Here is a 14427-nt window from a genome sequence, read left to right as displayed (position 1 = left end):
GGAACAGGGAGGCGGATCAGTATGGCAGGCCTGAGGGTGGGCCGTCTTGTCACTTTGGAGGACTCCCGCACCGCGGACATCTTGCTGCCGGTCCTGTTCGCACTGGGCGCCGCGTCCAGCAACGCTCTCGCGACTGTCCTCCAGCGCAAGACGGCCCTGAGCGTGCCCCGGACCGACAAGCTGCGGGCCGCCTTGATGCTCGATCTCCCGCGGCGCCCCGTCTGGCTCGCCGGCATCCTCGCCGTCATCACGGCGGCGCTCTGCCAGGCTGCGGCCCTGGCGACGGGGCCGCTGACGGTCGTTCAGCCGCTCTTCGTGCTCGAGCTGCCGCTCGCACTGGCCATCGCCACGGTGGTGCTGCGAGGACGGCTGTCCCGCTCCGGCTGGGTGGCCGCCCTCGCCGTGGTGGCAGGGCTGGCCGTCGCCCTGGCCGCCGTGTCGCCCGAGGGGAACCGCACACACGTGCCGCTGGACCGGTGGGTCCTGGCACTTGCCCTCTGTACCACGGCGATCGTCTGCCTCCCTCGTGCTCGCAGCGCTCCGCCGGCCCGAGGGCCGCACCCGTGCGGCCTGCTTCGGGCCGGCCACCGCTGTCGCCTACGCGGTGACCGCGGCGCTGATGAAGGCATCGATGCACGCACTCGACGACGGCGGTGTCACCGCGTTCCTCACGGCCTGGCAGACCTACGGCTTCGCCCTGTTCGGCGCGTCGGCGCTGTTCCTTCTGGAGAACGCGATGCAGGCGGGGCCACTGGTCGCGTCCCAGCCCGCGCTCACACTCGGCGACGCGGGCGTGAGCCTGGCGCTCGGTATCACGGTCTACGCCGAGTACGTGCGGTCGGGCTGGTAACTCCTGCCCCGACTACTGGGCGTCGCCCTGATCGTGACGGGCGCGCCGGCGCTCTCGAGACTGCCGCTCGCCCATGCCCTGAACAGCGAGAACCGCCCCGATGCCGATGCCGATGCTCGATGAGGCGTTGCCCATGGACGGCCGTGAGCCGCTGGACGCCGGACGGAGCGGGGCAGGTACCGTGCGGCCTCACGGGGGTGCGTCGCTTCTCCTCGGGGACGCTCATCTCGCCCAGCGGAGACCAGTCGTCCTGCGCAACCGTGGCGTTCACGACGCAGGGCGTCGCGGCCGGGCAGGGAAGCAGGGTTCGCCGCACGGCCCCGAAATGCGCCGACTGTACGTGGGCAGCCCCTGCCTCGTCGTCGTGGAAGGCCTCGACCGGGACCCGCTCCGCCGGGTCCGCGAGGCTGCGGGACCGGTCGAACCACAGGCAGCCGGGCGGGGTTCGCCCCGGGGCGGCTCGTGGCCGGAAGACTCGGAAATTCCTTAGCTGTTTCGGTGCTTGCACGGCCGTCACGAGGACGGCTCGTGAGTCAACTCGGAGTACACCCTCAACGACTCGGGCCTGTGGCTCAACAGCACGCAGGTCGACATGTTCTCCACGCCCTACCCGGTCGGGGTGCAGCGCGCCGACGGCACCACGGCGAGCACCGGCCGGCTCAAGTCCGGTGGACGCAACGCGCTATTCAACGCACTCAGAGGACAGTCCGGAGGCTGGGCCAATCTGATCCAGACCCGCTCCGACGGCACTGTGCTGCGCGCCCTGTCCCCGCTGTACGGGGTGGAAACGGGCGCCCTGCCGGCGTCGGTCATGGAGGACTACGTCAACCGCGTCTGGCAGACGTACACCGCCCCGACCCTGACGGTCACGCCCTTCGCCCACCAGCCCGGCGTCAGGTACTACGGACGGGTCTTTGGTGACGTCATGGACTCTGCTGCTCAATTCGGCGAGCGATCACGTGCCGTGCTTTCAGAGCTCGGCCGCGCCCGGCCTGCCTGCATCTGCGACGCGCTCTGAAGGCCGTATCGGCACGGCGTCATCACGCCGGGTAATTGCGCAGCAGGGCCGTCATGAACTTCACCAACAGCGCGGGCGCCGTCGTCACCAGCTTCCAGAAGCCGGACGCCTCCTCCATCTTCGGCTGCCACAGGCGACTCGATGCGCCGAACGACCAGGTGCGCGGCCCCGTTTCACGCACTCTGTGCGCCGGATTCCACCGCTCCACGCTCCTGACCAACCCCCACCAGCCCGACTCCGGCGCGGCAGGCTTCTACCAGGACGCCGTCACCAACCACTACGCCCGCGCCATCCACGCGCAGATGGCCGACGGGAAGGCCTATGCCTTCGCCTTCGACGACGTGGGCAACCACGAGTCGCTCGTCCACGACGGCGACCCGCGCCGGGCCCACATCACCCTGGCCCCCTTCAGCTGATCGCTCCTTTGCGGTGGACACCGTGCCGGTGGCGGCGTGCGGGCCTCGCACCGCCACCACCGGTGACAGACGCGAGGCGGAGAGGTCCGTGATCGCCGTAACCGGCGGGCCCCATAAGGTTCCTCCATGTCTGCCACGCTGAATGCGGGGAAAACCCGCGCCGCGCTGCGCACGTCCGCGCGCATTTCCGGTGAGCTGCTGCTGGTCCTGGTGGCCGTCGCGGTGGTTCTGTGGGTTCTGGGCCGGATGTGGCCGATCGTCTGGCCCCTGATAGTCGGTCTCCTCCTCACCACGCTCACCTGGCCCCCGACCCGCTTCCTACGTCGACGCGGCCTCGCTCCGGCGCTTGCCGCGTCACTGGTCACCGTGTTGTTCCTGCTGGTGGCCACGGGCACCGTCGCGCTGATCGCGGTGCCCGTGACGTCGCAGTCCGAAGAGCTGACCGACGGAGTGGTGGAAGGCATCCAGCGGCTGCGCGAGTGGGCCGCCGGGCCCCCGCTGAACATCGGGGAGGAGCGGATCGCCGGTGCCTTCGACACCGCGACCGCCCGGGTCCAGGACAGCGCCGGAACCATCGTCTCCACGGTCGCCACAGGAGTGAGCACCGTCTTCAACGGTGTGGTCACCGCCGTGCTGGGGCTCTTCCTGATGTTCTTCTTCCTCAAGGACGGCCCGCGCTTCCTGCCGTGGCTCGGCCGGCAGCTCCCCGGCCGGCTCGCCACCGACGTCCCGGTCGTGGCCGCGCGGTGCTGGACCACCCTGGGATCGTTCGTCCGGTCCCAGGCGCTCGTCGGCCTGATCGACGCCGTGCTCATCGGCCTGGGCCTGTGGATCCTGGGCGTACCGCTGGTACTCCCGCTGGCGGTGCTGACCTTCGTGTCGGCTTTCGTGCCCATCGTCGGTGCCCTGTTCGCCGGTCTGGTGGCGGTGCTGATCGCGCTCGTGTCCAACGGCCTGATGGACGCGCTGATCGTGCTGGCCATCATCGTCGGGGTGCAGCAGCTCGAGGGCAACGTGTTCCAGCCCATGATCCAGAGCCGCGGTCTCGGACTGCACGCGGCGGTCGTCCTGCTGGCGGTGACGCTGGGCGGGAGTCTGGTCGGCATCGTCGGCAGCCTGCTCGCCGTACCGGTCGCCGCGCTGATCGCCGTCATCTGGAACTATCTGCGCGAGCAGCTCTCCGACCCGCCGCAGGAACCGCTGACCCGCGGCTCGCACCTCTGACCGGTACACCGCGCCCCCAGGCCGCACCGACAGGAAGCCCCCACATGACGTACGATCTCACCGCCCTGCGCGCACAGGTTCCCGCGCTCGCCACCGGCACCGCCCACTTCGATGGCCCCGGCGGCACCCAGATGCCGCTGCCCGTCATCGAGGCGATCAGCGCCGCGCTGGCCCAGCCCCTCTCGATCCGGGGTGACGGTCTGCCCGGCGAGCGCAACGCCGAGACCGTCGTCGTCGAAACCCGCCGCGCCATGGCCGATCTCCTGGGCGTCGACCCGGCGGGCATCGTCTTCGGCCGCAGCGCCACCCAGCTCACCTACGATTTCTCCCGCACCCTCGCCGGAACCTGGTCACCGGGCGACGAGGTGGTCGTCACTCGGCTGGACCACGACGCCAACATCCGGCCCTGGATACAGGCGGCCGAGCGGGCCGGCTGCACCGTCCGCTGGGCTGACTTCGATCCGGCCACCGGTGAACTGACCGACGACGACATCCGGGCCGTGCTCAGTGAACGCACCCGGCTGGTGGCGGTCACCGGGGCCTCGAACCTCCTCGGCACGATCCCCCCGATCGGAGAGATCGCGCGGATCGTGCATGAGGCGGGCGCCCTGCTGTACGTCGACGGAGTGCACTACGCCGCCCACGCCTTCGTCGACGTCGAGGCACTCGGCGCGGACTTCTTCGTCTGCTCCCCGTACAAGTTCCTCGGCCCCCACCACGGCGTCCTGGCCGCCCGGCCCGAACTCCTCGAAACGCTGCGCCCCGACAAGCTGCTGCCCTCCACGGACGTGGTTCCCGAGCGCTTCGAGCTCGGCACGCTGCCCTACGAGTTCCTCGCGGGCACCCGTGCGGCGGTCGACTTCCTGGCCGGACTGGCCGTGCACAAGGCCGACAGCCGCCGCGAACGGCTCGGCTCGGCGTTCGAGGCGATCGAGGAACACGAGGGTACGATGCGCCACCGGCTCGAGAAAGGACTGGCGGCCATCGAGCAGGTCACCGTCCGGTCCCGCGCGGCCCGGCGTACCCCGACCCTGCTCGTCACCCTCGACGGCCACCGCACCGTGGACGCCTACCGCTTCCTGGCCGGCCGCGGCGTCCACGCACCCTCCGGCAGTTTCTACGCACTGGAGGCGTCCCGCCGCCTCGGCCTCGAAGACACCGGTGGACTCCGTATCGGGCTGGCCCCCTACACCGGCAACGAGGACGTCGACCGGCTCCTGTCGGGCCTGTCGGCCTTCCTGGAGCGGAGGGTGTGAAGGACGGCCGGGTGAGCCGTGGCAGCGTGGAGCACCCGGCCCGAAGACCGGGTGTGCGGTCTCAGCAGCCGGTCAGCTCTTCAGCGGGCCGCCGTTGATCGCGACCCGGCGACCGTAGCGGGTGTGCGGGTAGTAGTCGTAGATGGCGTGGTGCTGTACGCAGCGGTTGTCCCAGAAGACGAGCGTGCTGGGGCGCAGCGGACCCGGCAGGCGAGCAGCGTGCGTGTGCCACGAGGGTGAAGAGCATCTCGACCCTGGCCTCCGGGCTGTGCTTCGCGCCGCCGGCCGCCGCCGCTCCCGCGGACATGCAGTTGTGGAACACCGAGGCCTGGTACACCCTCGACCGGATCCCCGGCAAGCAGCCGGCTCCCGTGACCCGGTACGAGGCCGAGGAGGCACGCCTGACAGGCACGGCCGGCGTCATACCGACCACACCGGCTACTCCGGCAGCGGCTTCGTGGACCGGTACGCCATCGAGGGCAGGGCCGGCACGACGTTCGACGTGACGGTCCCGAAGTCGGGCGCCTACGACGTGGGGCTGCGCTACTCCAACGGGCCGGACCCGTTCAGGGGCACCAAGTCCCTGTCCCTGTCCCTGTACGTCAACGGGAAGAAGCTGCGGAAGACGCAGCTCCCGCCCACCGGCGACTGGGACTCCTGGTCGACGCGGACCGAGCGGCTGACGCTGCGCGCCGGGAACAACACGGTCTCCTACCGGTTCGGCCCGGGCGACACCGGTCATGTCAATCTCGACATGCTCAGTGTCCATCCGCACGGAGCCCAGGTCCCGCTCTTCGACGGTACGGCCGCCTCGCAGGCGCAGTGGCAGCACACAGACGGCAGGAGCCTGCGATGGCCGCTGAGCGACGAGAAGTCGATGGAGGTGTGCTGCGGCGACATCCGCACCAAGGACGCCCACCAGGACTTCAGACTGCATGGGAAGTTCCGGGTCCCGCTGCTTCCCCCCGAGGTCACCGGACAGGACCGCGGGAACAGCGGCGTCTTCCTCCAGGACCGCTACGAGCTGCAGATCCTCGACTCCTACGGTGACACCACGCTCGACACCGACGAGGCAGGGGCCTTCCATCTGAAGCGGGCGCCCGACACCAATGCGGCGACGGCGCCCGAGACATGGCAGACCTACGACATCGACTTCCGCGCGGCCCGCTTCGACGACAGCAGCCGCAAGACCGCCGACGCCCGGATCACGGTGGTGCGAAACGGGCAGAAGGCCCACGACGACATCGTCCTCGACGGACCGACCGCCTCGGGCCGGTCCGAGACTCCTGCCGCGGAAGCGGTCCGGCTGCAGGACCACGGGAACAAGGTGAGGTTCCGCGACATCCGGATCACTCCCCTGACGTGATCCTCCCCGTCGTGCCGGGCAGTCCTCGCGACCGCCCGGCACGGCCGTCACAGGTCCGGCTTCCCGGCCGCTCCGGCCGGGTCCGGTCCGCCGGGCGCGGCGGTGTGGGCGGCGCGGCGGCGGAGGGCGTCCTCGTCCGTCATCGCGTCGTAGGTGAGCAGTCTCGGCAGCGCGACCGCCAGCAGGCCCACCGAGGCCACGCAGGCAAGGCCTCCGGTCCAGAAGGCGGGACGGGTGCCGGTCCAGCCGGCCATCGCGCCCGCCCTGACCTGTCCGAGCTGCGGGCCGACGCTGTACGACAGCACCTCGATGCCCGCGAGCCGGCCGCGCAGTTCATCGGGGATGGTCTGGTTCCAGATGGTCGAGCGGCCCAGCCCGCTCAGCATGTCGCCGGCCCCGGCCAGTGCCAGACAGACCAGCACCAGCCAGAGGTCCGGCAACCAGCCTGCCGCCGCGATGGCCAGGCCCCAGCCGGTCGCGCCGCACACCACCAGGAGTCCGTGCCGCCGTACCCGGGAGACCCAGCCGCTGGTCAGACTCACCGCCACCGAGCCGACGGAACCCGCCGCGTACATCAGCCCCAGCGACCAGTCGGCGTCCAGTTCGTCGGCGAGGAACGGGAAGATCGTGTTCGGGAAGGCGAAGAACATCGCCGCCATGTCCACCGCGTACGTGCCAAGGAGTACCGGCCGTGACCAGGCGTACCGTGCTCCCTCGGCGATGCCCCGCAGCGACGGCTTCCCTGCGTTCTCGGCCGCCGGCATGGGCGCGAGCCGCAGGCACAGCAGGATCGAGACGGCGAAGCCGGCCGCCGTCGTCGCGTAGGCCGGAGCGTTGCCCGCGTACGTCACGACCAGGCCGGCCAGGGCAGGTCCGGCGATGGCGCCGATCTGCCAGCGCAGCGCGTTCAGGGCGGCCGCCGCCGGGAGCTGGTCGTGCGGCACGATCCGGGCCATCAGCGAGTCCAGCGCGGGCCGTTGGAGCCCCACCAGGGCCGCCACCCCGGCCGCGACCACGTACAGCGGCCACAGCATCGGTTCCGGCAGCGTCGCGTTGACCAGGAGGACGAGCGCGAGCACGCCCAGTCCGGCCTCGGTGAGCAGGATGACCCTGCGCCGGTCCGCGGCGTCGGCGAGTGCGCCGCCGTACAGCCCGAAGACCACCAGGGGCACCAGTTCGACCGCGCCCATGGCGCCCACGGCGAGGGGTGATCCGGTCAGCTCCTTGATCTGCAGCGGCAGGGCGACCAGGGCCATGAAGCTGCCGAAGGTCGTGACCAGCCCCTGCACCCACAGGAGCCGGAAGTCGCGGGAGGACCGCCAGGGAGAGAGGTCGGGCAGGACGGCGGAGAGTCCGGAGGTCACATCCCGCTCCGTGCCGCCGGCACGCAGGAGGACACGGCGGCCGCGACGAGCAGTCGCAGGCGGGCTGAGCGCATGGTCGAACTCCACGGTTCCGTATGGGGAAGACGCCGGTCCACCCACGCCCGGAGCACGGGATGCCGTCGTGGAATGTGTGCACCGCACCAGAAGCAAAGATTTAGGTAAGCCTTGCCTTTACGTTGAGCACAGTAGGCGAACGGCCCCGGGGGTCGCAATCGATCGTTCGGGAGACCTGACACAGCGATCGGAAGACGGATGCCGCAGCGATGCGGGCGCGGAGGACATTCGGGGTGCGGTTCAGGAAGCGCGGAGGGCTCCCGCGTTGAGTCCCGTCGTCCGCCGGAAGGCCGCACCGAAGGCACTCGCCGACCCGTACCCGTACCTCACCCCGAGGGCGACCGCTTCCACTTCCCGGCCCCGTGTCAGGAGGGCGATCGCGTGCTGGGCGCAGACCGAGGCGACCCGGCGTACGAAGCTGGTGCCGGTCTCCGCGACGAACGCCCGGCTGATCGTGCGCGTGCTCACGCCGAGTTCCGCCGCCCGGTCGGCGAGGGTCCTCCGGTCGCCCGGCGCGGCGGTCACCGCGTCGGCTATCGGACGCAGCAGGGCCGAGGCGGGCCGGTGCACCAGCAACTCGTGAGGAGAGGGCCTCAGCACGTCGAGCACCATGGCTTCGGTGACCTCCCGCGACATGACGGAGAGGCCGGACTCGCCCAGCCGTTCCGGCAGCAGCCGCAGCAACGGGGTGATCTCGACGACCATCGGCGTGTCGGAGAGGGAGGGCGTGGTGTGAAAACCGAAGAAGGTGGCCCGGAACCAGGTGTCGGCGGTCGCCGATCCCGAGTGCAGCGTGCCCGCGGGCATCCACAGTCCGAGCGACGGGGTGATCGTCCACACCCTCGAGCCGACGACGGTCGCCGAAGCGCCGGACCCGTTCCACAGCAGCTCGTGGAACGGGTGGGAGTGCTTCCTCCAGTCGGTGTCGCGCTCGACGACCTCGTCGTACGCCTTCATCCGGAACGGCATCACCGAGGCGCAGGCGGGGACCACCGGCAGCAGGCGCACCTCCGGCGCGCACACGCCCCCCGGCGTGCCGTTCCCGCCGGCCCGCGTACCGGCGTGTCGGCCTGCCGGGCCCGGACGCCCGCGGGCCCGGCAGCGAAGGACCGGGCACCGGTGGACGGGACGGCGCGGCGGCGGCGTCTCCTCAGCGTACGGGCGCCCGTCACCCGTCCCTGCTCGTAGCCTTGCCAGTGCCCCGGACACGGATGCATAACGTTGCAAAATCGAGACCATCGGTCCGGCGTCCGGCTCATGGTGACGGCACCCGTGTCCGCCCGCCGGCACGACGCCGTGACGACCAGAATCCTTTCAACGTCGGAAACTCACTGTGCGGCGGAGTGACAACACGTCGTTCGCCGGCTGTCCAGACTTCGCGCACAGCCGGCCGTCCGTCAGGAACCGGCACCACGGGGGCGGGTCGATGGTCCTGACGGGTGCGTGAAGGGGCCCTGGACATCGCCTGGGCGCTCATACGGTCGAGCACCTCACGGTGACAGGGAGGGCAGCGCGACTTCTCCTCGGTCCTCGCCGTACTGGGCGCCGCCCGGATTGCCCTTGCCGACGGTGTCCGGGAAATCCGGCATCGGAAGAGGGCGAAGGCTCGAATGCGCCCGGGTGCAGCCCGGCGGTGAACGGCGGCACCTGAAGCGCCATATTCGACCGACCCGTCACGTCGACCGGACGGTCGTTCCGGGCCCTCATGGCCTCGGATCCGCCGACCGACTGTCGCCGCCGGTACCGTGTTCTGACATCATGGAACAAACGGAACTCCGCTCCGGAACAAGGGCGACGACCCATGCCCCGTGCGGCAGGTCCGGCAGTGGAGGGAGCGGCGCGGTGCACGAGACCGACGGCAGCGGCAGGAACACGGTACGCGCGGGCCGGCCCAAGCGGACGGACGCCCGGCGCAACGAGAAGACCCTGCTCGACGCGGCGGCCACCGTCTTCGTCACGTCGGGCGTGGACGCGCCGGTGCGCGACATCGCGGCCGAGGCCGGTGTCGGGGTGGGCACGATCTACCGCCACTTCCCGGCCCGGGCGGATCTCATCATCGCTGTCTACCGGCACCAGGTCGAGGCCTGCGCCGAGGCCGGTCCGACCCTGCTGGAGAGCAGTGCGACGCCGTACGCGGCGCTGCGGGAGTGGATCAGTCTCTTCGTCGACTTCCTGGTCACCAAGCACGGACTCGCCGGTGTCCTGCAGTCCGACAACACCGGCTTCGAGACACTGCACTCCTACTTCCTCGACCGGCTCGTGCCCGTGTGCGCCGAACTCCTCGCCGCCGCGGCCGCGTCCGGGGAGATCCGCACCGATGTGGAAGCCTATGCCCTCATGCGCGGCGTCGGGAACCTCTGCATCGGCGCGGACAGCGATCCCCGCTATGACGCACGCCGGCTGGTCGGCCTCCTCCTCACCGGACTGCGTCAGCCGCGCTGAGGCCTGCGGGTGGCCTCTTTCACTGCTGCGTCTGCCTGCCGGACCGGCCCACGAGGAACTGGCCGGCGAGCCGGACGGCGCTGCGGGCGGGGGCGTTGTCGGCCCCTTCTGCCATTCTCTGCGCCACGACATCGGTCAACGATGCGGCCGGACACGACACTGCCGTGCACACCGACGCCATGGAGGCACTGCTGTCACGGTGGTCGGACCACATCCACGATCGCTGCGGCATGCGGAGACCGCAATGGTTCGATTCCGCCGGGGAGTTGGCTCTGGCGGAACGGGTCACCTGGTTCGGGACGGCTGAGCTCGGCAGTTGGCAGCACGACCACCTGCCCTCCGGACCGACCCGGTGCCCCGTGTGTGCGGGCCTCTACTGGCACCGTGAGGGGGAGGGATCGCCGGTGGCCCGGATGAGCATGGTGGTTCTGCCGCTGGCGGAGCCCGCCCGGGTCGCCGCGGCCGACTGGGCAGCACCGCGGCGGTGAGGCCGAAAGCGACCAGGCGCTGTGCCGTCCGCGGGTCGCCCTGCCGACGCCGGGCGAGCAGCCACCCGTGCGCCACGACCGCCGTCCACCACAGCAGCAGCAGTACCTCGCTCCGGGTCTCGGCGGTCGCGACCGCCGTTCAGACCAGCGTGAAGGTGATCACCGCGGCGGTCCAGAACGGTCCCGGGCGGCACATCAGCAGATAGCCCGGGCCGAGGAGCGACGCGTTGCCGAGGGCGACCGCCAGTGGATCGTGCCGCACCGGGCCCTGGAACGACGGCCCCTGCCACGGCGGACCGTGGGCGGGCGGATCCTGTGGGGCCTGTGCGCTGTGCGAGGGCGCGGGCGGTTCGGTCGGCTTCGACGGCGCGGACGGGCCGTCGTCCGGTCGGGTGGCGGTGGCGGAAAGGCCATCGGGTCCCCCAGGAGGTGGTCGTCATCCGGGACGGGACGGGGCATGTCACGGCTCGTCCGGCGGGCCGGAGTGCCGGGCACCGGCGCTCGTTTCCTCCACAGGCCTGCTCCACGAGGCGCCCCCTTCCTCCCCGGTACCTCCATTCCACCGCGTTCCAGCGTTGATCAGCACCCCTGTGACTGCACCGAACAGTTGTCAACTAGCTTGTGCGGAAAGCCTGTTGCCCCATCCGCCCCTTCACCTCACTCCTTGTGCGGCCTGGGGCCGGTATCCACCCCGGCTTCCCGCCGGCCCACCCGCGCGGCACGGGCACAGCCGACCGGCGTCGCGGGCCAACGTGCCCTCCGGCGAGTACACGTCCTTGTGTGTGCCGTGCCCGTCGACGACCAAGCGGACCTCGTCCACGAACATGTCGTCGTAGCCGGGTCGGGCGCATGTGGAGGTGGTCGACGGCCAGCCGCCACCCGGCGTCGCCCTCGGCCGGAAGCCTGCGATGCCGGGTACACCCGCCTGATCGGGGAGGAAGCCGGTGACGCCCCGGCCGGGCCGGGCGACGCTCGGTTCCTGGCGGGACAGTGCCATGGTCATCGCCCTTGCGGCCAGCCGGTGTAGGCCTCGGCGAGGTAGGTCGAGCCCGCGGTCGAGCCGGTCACCGCCGCCAGTTCGCCCTCCTGGCGCCGTATGTCGAACGGGGTGGCCTCCGGCAAGGTGTGCAGCATGGTGGTCATCCAGTACGAGAAGTGCTGGGCCTTCCAGACCCGGCCGAGCGCGCGCTCGCTGTAGCTCTCCAGTGGGGCGGTGTCGCCACTCGCGACGGCTCGCTCGAGTTCCTCGGCCAGGACCCGTACATCGGCGAGAGCCAGGTTGAGGCCTTTGGCGCCGGTCGGCGGCACCGTGTGCGCGGCGTCACCGGCGAGCACGAGCCGCCCGTGGTGCATCGGCTCCTGGACGAAGCTGCGGAACGGGAGCACGGTCCTGGAGGTGATCGGCCCCTCCTCGAGCGTATGCCCGTTGGCCCCTACACGGGACTGGAGTTCCTCCCATATCCGGTCGTCGGACCAGGTGGCGGCATCTTCTGCGGGGTCGCACTGGAAGTACATCCGCTGAAGGGTCTCGGTGCGCCGGCTGATCAGCGCGAAGCCGCGCGGCGAGTGGTTGTAGATCAGTTCCGGAGCGCTGGGCGGCGCCTCGGCCAGGATGCCGAACCAGGTGAACGGATACTCGCGGAAGTACTGCGTGCGCCGGTCCCCCGGCACCTCGCGGCGGCACAGGCTGCGCGACCCGTCGGCACCCACCAGGAAGTCGGCGCGTATCTCGTGGGCGGTACCGCAGGCGTCGGTGAACCGCATGGCCGGGGTACTGGAGGTGAGGCTGTCGACCGACACGTCGGTGACGCCGAACCGGACGTCGCCTCCGTCGCGCTCACGGGCGTCGGCGAGGTCGATGAAGACGTCCGTCTGCGGGTAGAGCTGGGTCGAGGCGCCGACCAGACCCTGGAAGTCGATCCGGTGGGCGCCCCCGCCGAAGGCCAGTTCCATCCCGTCGTGGCGATAGCCGTCGCGGTGCACCCGGTCACCGACGCCGGTGCCGGTCAGCAGGTCGACGGAGTCCTGCTCGAGGATCCCGGCGCGATGGGTCCCCGCGATCTCGCGACGGCTGCGCAGGTCGACCGTGACGGAGTCGATCCCGGCACGGGCGAGCAGGTGGGAGAGCATGAGCCCGGCGGGGCCGGCACCGACGATGCCGATCTGCGTACGGCTGCGGACGCGCGAGGATGACATGGCCGCCATTCTGCGTCCGTCCGGGCCACCCGGCCAGGGACCGTTTCCGTCCAGCGGAAACGGATCGACCGCGCGTTCGGCCCATAATGGCCGACCGAGGACAATCCGCGTTTCCCAGGGCTGATCGAGTGAGGCGATGAGGCACATGTGGCCACGAGTCGGCGGTATGCGCGCACTGGAACTCGGCACCCCCGACAGGTTGCGTGACGAGCTGAACTCTCTCGTTCTGGCCGGACGGAAGACCGCCACGACCGACCTGCTGGCCGACTATGTCAGGGAGACCGAAAGGGGTGGAGTTCCCCGGTGAGCGGCTGGCCCTCCTGGACAACGACGGCCGTGCTGTCGCCACGATCGAGATCACCGACGTGGAAACGACGTCCTTCGCGAAGGTCACGTGGGGACACGCTGCCGCCGAGGGTGAGGGCGACGCCTCCCTGGAGGACTGGCGGGCCGGCCACCGTCGCTTCTGGCAGCGCGAGGGCACCCCGGTCGAGGACGGCACCCCCCTCGTATGCCTCACCTTCCGTGTGGTGCGGGCCGGCTGACGCACCTGGCATTCCCTCTCCCCGAGGACACCTCCGTTCCTCCGTACGGTGCGACCGGCCGGGGCCGGCCGGTCGCACCGTACGGAAGACCCGGGAACGGTGTGCCGCCCGTCGGCAGGCAAGGAGCACACGAAGTCGTTTCCGCCCTGCCCGGCCGACGCCCCCAACGGGTCCGGCACCCGGCAGCGAGGACTTCTCTGCCGTAGCCGTACGGGCCGAGCAGCCCCGCAGGACTGCCGACTCGCGCCCCCTATGCGTCGGCGCCGTACGTCCCGTACCCGGGTTGTCCCGTCGTTTCGTAGGTGTGGACGGCCAGGCCGCGCGGTGTCGTCCCGTGGTGGACGAGGCGCAGACCGGCCGGGGTGGCGCCCGCCGGGAAGAGACGGCGGCCGGTGCCGACGACCACCGGGGCGATCACGAGGCGCAGTTCGTCGATCAGACCGGCGGCCAGGAGGACGGGCGCTGCCGTGGAACTGCAGTTCACGGCCGGGCCGCCGCTTCAGGTCGGCGGCCTGGGCGGGGACGTCGCCGGAGAGGATCGTGCTCGGGCTCCACCCGGCCTCGGTCAGGGTGTGGGAGGCCACGTACTTCGACAGGCCGTTCATGAGGAGCCGAAGGGCGGTTCGGTCGTCTTCGGCCAGTCCCGTGCGAAGCTCACGTACGTGTGGCGGCCCAGCAGCAGGGCGTCCGCCTGACCGAGCCAGGTGGCGGCCAGCCGTTCGAAAGCCGCGTCCAGGTACGGTACGAACCAGCCGCCCCGGGCAACCGTCTGCGGTCCGCGGACTTCCTCGACGTCGAGCACTACCCGTACGTCGACTTCGCCAGTACCCGGTTCGCCTATCGCGGCGGCTCCAAGTGGCCCGTGCACGGCACCCTCGCCATGCACGGCACCAGCGGCTCCGCGGGCCTCGATACCGAGTACCTCGGCACCGTGAACGGCGGCTACGAGCAGGAACTGCGCTGCGCCGCTCTCACGAAGGCCGAACTGCACCGCGGGGACTTCACCCTCGACTGGCGCTCGATGCTCGCCCGCGGCATCGCCGTGGTGGAACCCACCGTCCAGCTGGAGCTCGGCGTACAGGCCATGTACCGGACCCACGACACACCGGCACCGCCCCAGTAGAGACGTCGCCGTCACGCCGGGCGCTTGCCGCCGACGGGGAACAGGGACGGGACGGCGGGCGGCC

The 14427-nt window shown here is 70.9% G+C and carries 12 protein-coding genes and 6 pseudogenes; 11 read left to right on the top strand and 7 right to left on the bottom strand.

Annotation, left to right across the window (positions count from 1 at the left end):
- Nucleotides 1–21: 21 nt before the first annotated feature.
- Nucleotides 22–973: pseudogene (locus tag HUV60_RS32520) on the top strand (DMT family transporter).
- 247 nt (nt 974–1220) lie between these two features.
- On the opposite strand, the pseudogene HUV60_RS34175 reads toward HUV60_RS32520, so the two are convergent.
- Nucleotides 1221–1358, bottom strand: a pseudogene (locus HUV60_RS34175) (hypothetical protein); the annotation flags it as partial.
- A gap of 30 nt (nt 1359–1388) precedes the next feature.
- On the opposite strand from HUV60_RS34175, the pseudogene HUV60_RS32510 reads away from it, so the two are divergent.
- From HUV60_RS32510 to HUV60_RS32485, 5 genes and pseudogenes are all read left to right on the top strand, one after another.
- Nucleotides 1389–1772 (top strand): annotated as a pseudogene (locus tag HUV60_RS32510) (beta-1,3-glucanase family protein); the annotation flags it as partial.
- Nucleotides 1773–1918: 146 nt separating this feature from the next.
- Nucleotides 1919–2284: pseudogene (locus HUV60_RS32505) on the top strand (beta-1,3-glucanase family protein); the annotation flags it as partial.
- A 126-nt stretch (nt 2285–2410) separates the two neighbouring features.
- Nucleotides 2411–3508: an AI-2E family transporter gene (locus HUV60_RS32500; RefSeq protein WP_257853646.1), complete on the top strand. Its 1098-nt coding sequence runs from the start codon at nt 2411–2413 to the stop codon at nt 3506–3508.
- A gap of 44 nt (nt 3509–3552) precedes the next feature.
- Nucleotides 3553–4764, top strand: a complete 1212-nt coding sequence (locus tag HUV60_RS32495) for a cysteine desulfurase-like protein (protein WP_257853644.1) — start codon at nt 3553–3555, stop codon at nt 4762–4764.
- Between the two features lie 311 nt (nt 4765–5075).
- Nucleotides 5076–6130 (top strand): annotated as a pseudogene (locus tag HUV60_RS32485) (family 16 glycoside hydrolase); the annotation flags it as partial.
- A gap of 47 nt (nt 6131–6177) precedes the next feature.
- Here the strand turns inward: HUV60_RS32485 and HUV60_RS32480 are convergent.
- Together HUV60_RS32480 and HUV60_RS32475 are read right to left on the bottom strand one after the other, a co-directional pair.
- Nucleotides 6178–7494 (bottom strand): MFS transporter, encoded by a 1317-nt coding sequence (locus HUV60_RS32480; protein WP_257853643.1) that lies wholly within the window; start codon nt 7492–7494, stop codon nt 6178–6180.
- 315 nt (nt 7495–7809) lie between these two features.
- The gene (locus HUV60_RS32475) at nt 7810–8538 is read right to left on the bottom strand and encodes an AraC family transcriptional regulator (protein WP_257853780.1); all 729 of its coding nucleotides are present in this window, start codon (nt 8536–8538) and stop codon (nt 7810–7812) included.
- An 873-nt stretch (nt 8539–9411) separates the two neighbouring features.
- On the opposite strand from HUV60_RS32475, the gene HUV60_RS32470 reads away from it, so the two are divergent.
- On the top strand, nt 9412–10011 hold the full coding sequence (locus HUV60_RS32470) for a TetR/AcrR family transcriptional regulator (RefSeq protein ID WP_257853642.1): 600 nt from the start codon (nt 9412–9414) through the stop codon (nt 10009–10011).
- A 164-nt stretch (nt 10012–10175) separates the two neighbouring features.
- A complete protein-coding gene (locus HUV60_RS32465; RefSeq protein WP_257853641.1) occupies nt 10176–10499 on the top strand; it encodes a hypothetical protein in 324 nt (107 codons plus the stop codon).
- Nucleotides 10500–10638: 139 nt separating this feature from the next.
- On the opposite strand, the gene HUV60_RS32460 is transcribed toward HUV60_RS32465, so the two are convergent.
- The 3 genes from HUV60_RS32460 to HUV60_RS32450 all read right to left on the bottom strand — a co-directional run bounded on the left by HUV60_RS32460 (nt 10639) and on the right by HUV60_RS32450 (nt 12695).
- Nucleotides 10639–10761, bottom strand: a complete 123-nt coding sequence (locus HUV60_RS32460) for a hypothetical protein (protein ID WP_257853640.1) — start codon at nt 10759–10761, stop codon at nt 10639–10641.
- Nucleotides 10762–11151: 390 nt separating this feature from the next.
- On the bottom strand, nt 11152–11496 hold the full coding sequence (locus tag HUV60_RS32455; RefSeq protein WP_257853638.1) for a hypothetical protein: 345 nt from the start codon (nt 11494–11496) through the stop codon (nt 11152–11154).
- A 2-nt stretch (nt 11497–11498) separates the two neighbouring features.
- The gene (locus tag HUV60_RS32450) at nt 11499–12695 is read right to left on the bottom strand and encodes a 4-hydroxybenzoate 3-monooxygenase (RefSeq protein ID WP_257853636.1); all 1197 of its coding nucleotides are present in this window, start codon (nt 12693–12695) and stop codon (nt 11499–11501) included.
- 145 nt (nt 12696–12840) lie between these two features.
- Here HUV60_RS32450 and HUV60_RS33715 point away from each other — a divergent pair, with 145 nt between their 5' ends.
- Both HUV60_RS33715 and HUV60_RS32445 read left to right on the top strand, forming a co-directional pair.
- Complete coding sequence (locus HUV60_RS33715) at nt 12841–13002, top strand: hypothetical protein (protein WP_331462036.1); 162 nt, start codon at nt 12841–12843, stop codon at nt 13000–13002.
- Nucleotides 12986–13240 (top strand): ASCH domain-containing protein, encoded by a 255-nt coding sequence (locus tag HUV60_RS32445; RefSeq protein ID WP_331462035.1) that lies wholly within the window; start codon nt 12986–12988, stop codon nt 13238–13240. Before HUV60_RS33715 ends, HUV60_RS32445 begins: the two co-directional genes overlap by 17 nt.
- A 250-nt stretch (nt 13241–13490) precedes the next feature.
- Here HUV60_RS32445 and HUV60_RS32440 read toward each other — a convergent pair whose 3' ends face one another.
- Nucleotides 13491–13724: a dihydrofolate reductase family protein gene (locus HUV60_RS32440; RefSeq protein WP_269441263.1), complete on the bottom strand. Its 234-nt coding sequence runs from the start codon at nt 13722–13724 to the stop codon at nt 13491–13493.
- Nucleotides 13725–13961: 237 nt separating this feature from the next.
- Here HUV60_RS32440 and HUV60_RS32435 point away from each other — a divergent pair.
- Nucleotides 13962–14363, top strand: a pseudogene (locus HUV60_RS32435) (YceI family protein); the annotation flags it as partial.
- Nucleotides 14364–14427 lie beyond the last annotated feature (64 nt).

This window comes from Streptomyces sp. KMM 9044, assembly GCF_024701375.2.
Lineage (GTDB): Bacteria > Actinomycetota > Actinomycetes > Streptomycetales > Streptomycetaceae > Streptomyces.
Note: the sequence above shows the minus strand (reverse complement) of the source record. Positions and strands in the feature narration are given on the sequence as shown.

Coding starts and splice junctions, on each gene's coding strand:
- HUV60_RS33715 (WP_331462036.1), top strand. CDS start 12,841: ATGTGGCCACGAGTCGGCGGTATGCGCGCACTGGAACTCGGCACCCCC.
- HUV60_RS32475 (WP_257853780.1), bottom strand. CDS start 8,538: ATGCCGTTCCGGATGAAGGCGTACGACGAGGTCGTCGAGCGCGACACC.
- HUV60_RS32495 (WP_257853644.1), top strand. CDS start 3,553: ATGACGTACGATCTCACCGCCCTGCGCGCACAGGTTCCCGCGCTCGCC.
- HUV60_RS32450 (WP_257853636.1), bottom strand. CDS start 12,695: ATGTCATCCTCGCGCGTCCGCAGCCGTACGCAGATCGGCATCGTCGGT.
- HUV60_RS32455 (WP_257853638.1), bottom strand. CDS start 11,496: ATGGCACTGTCCCGCCAGGAACCGAGCGTCGCCCGGCCCGGCCGGGGC.
- HUV60_RS32500 (WP_257853646.1), top strand. CDS start 2,411: ATGTCTGCCACGCTGAATGCGGGGAAAACCCGCGCCGCGCTGCGCACG.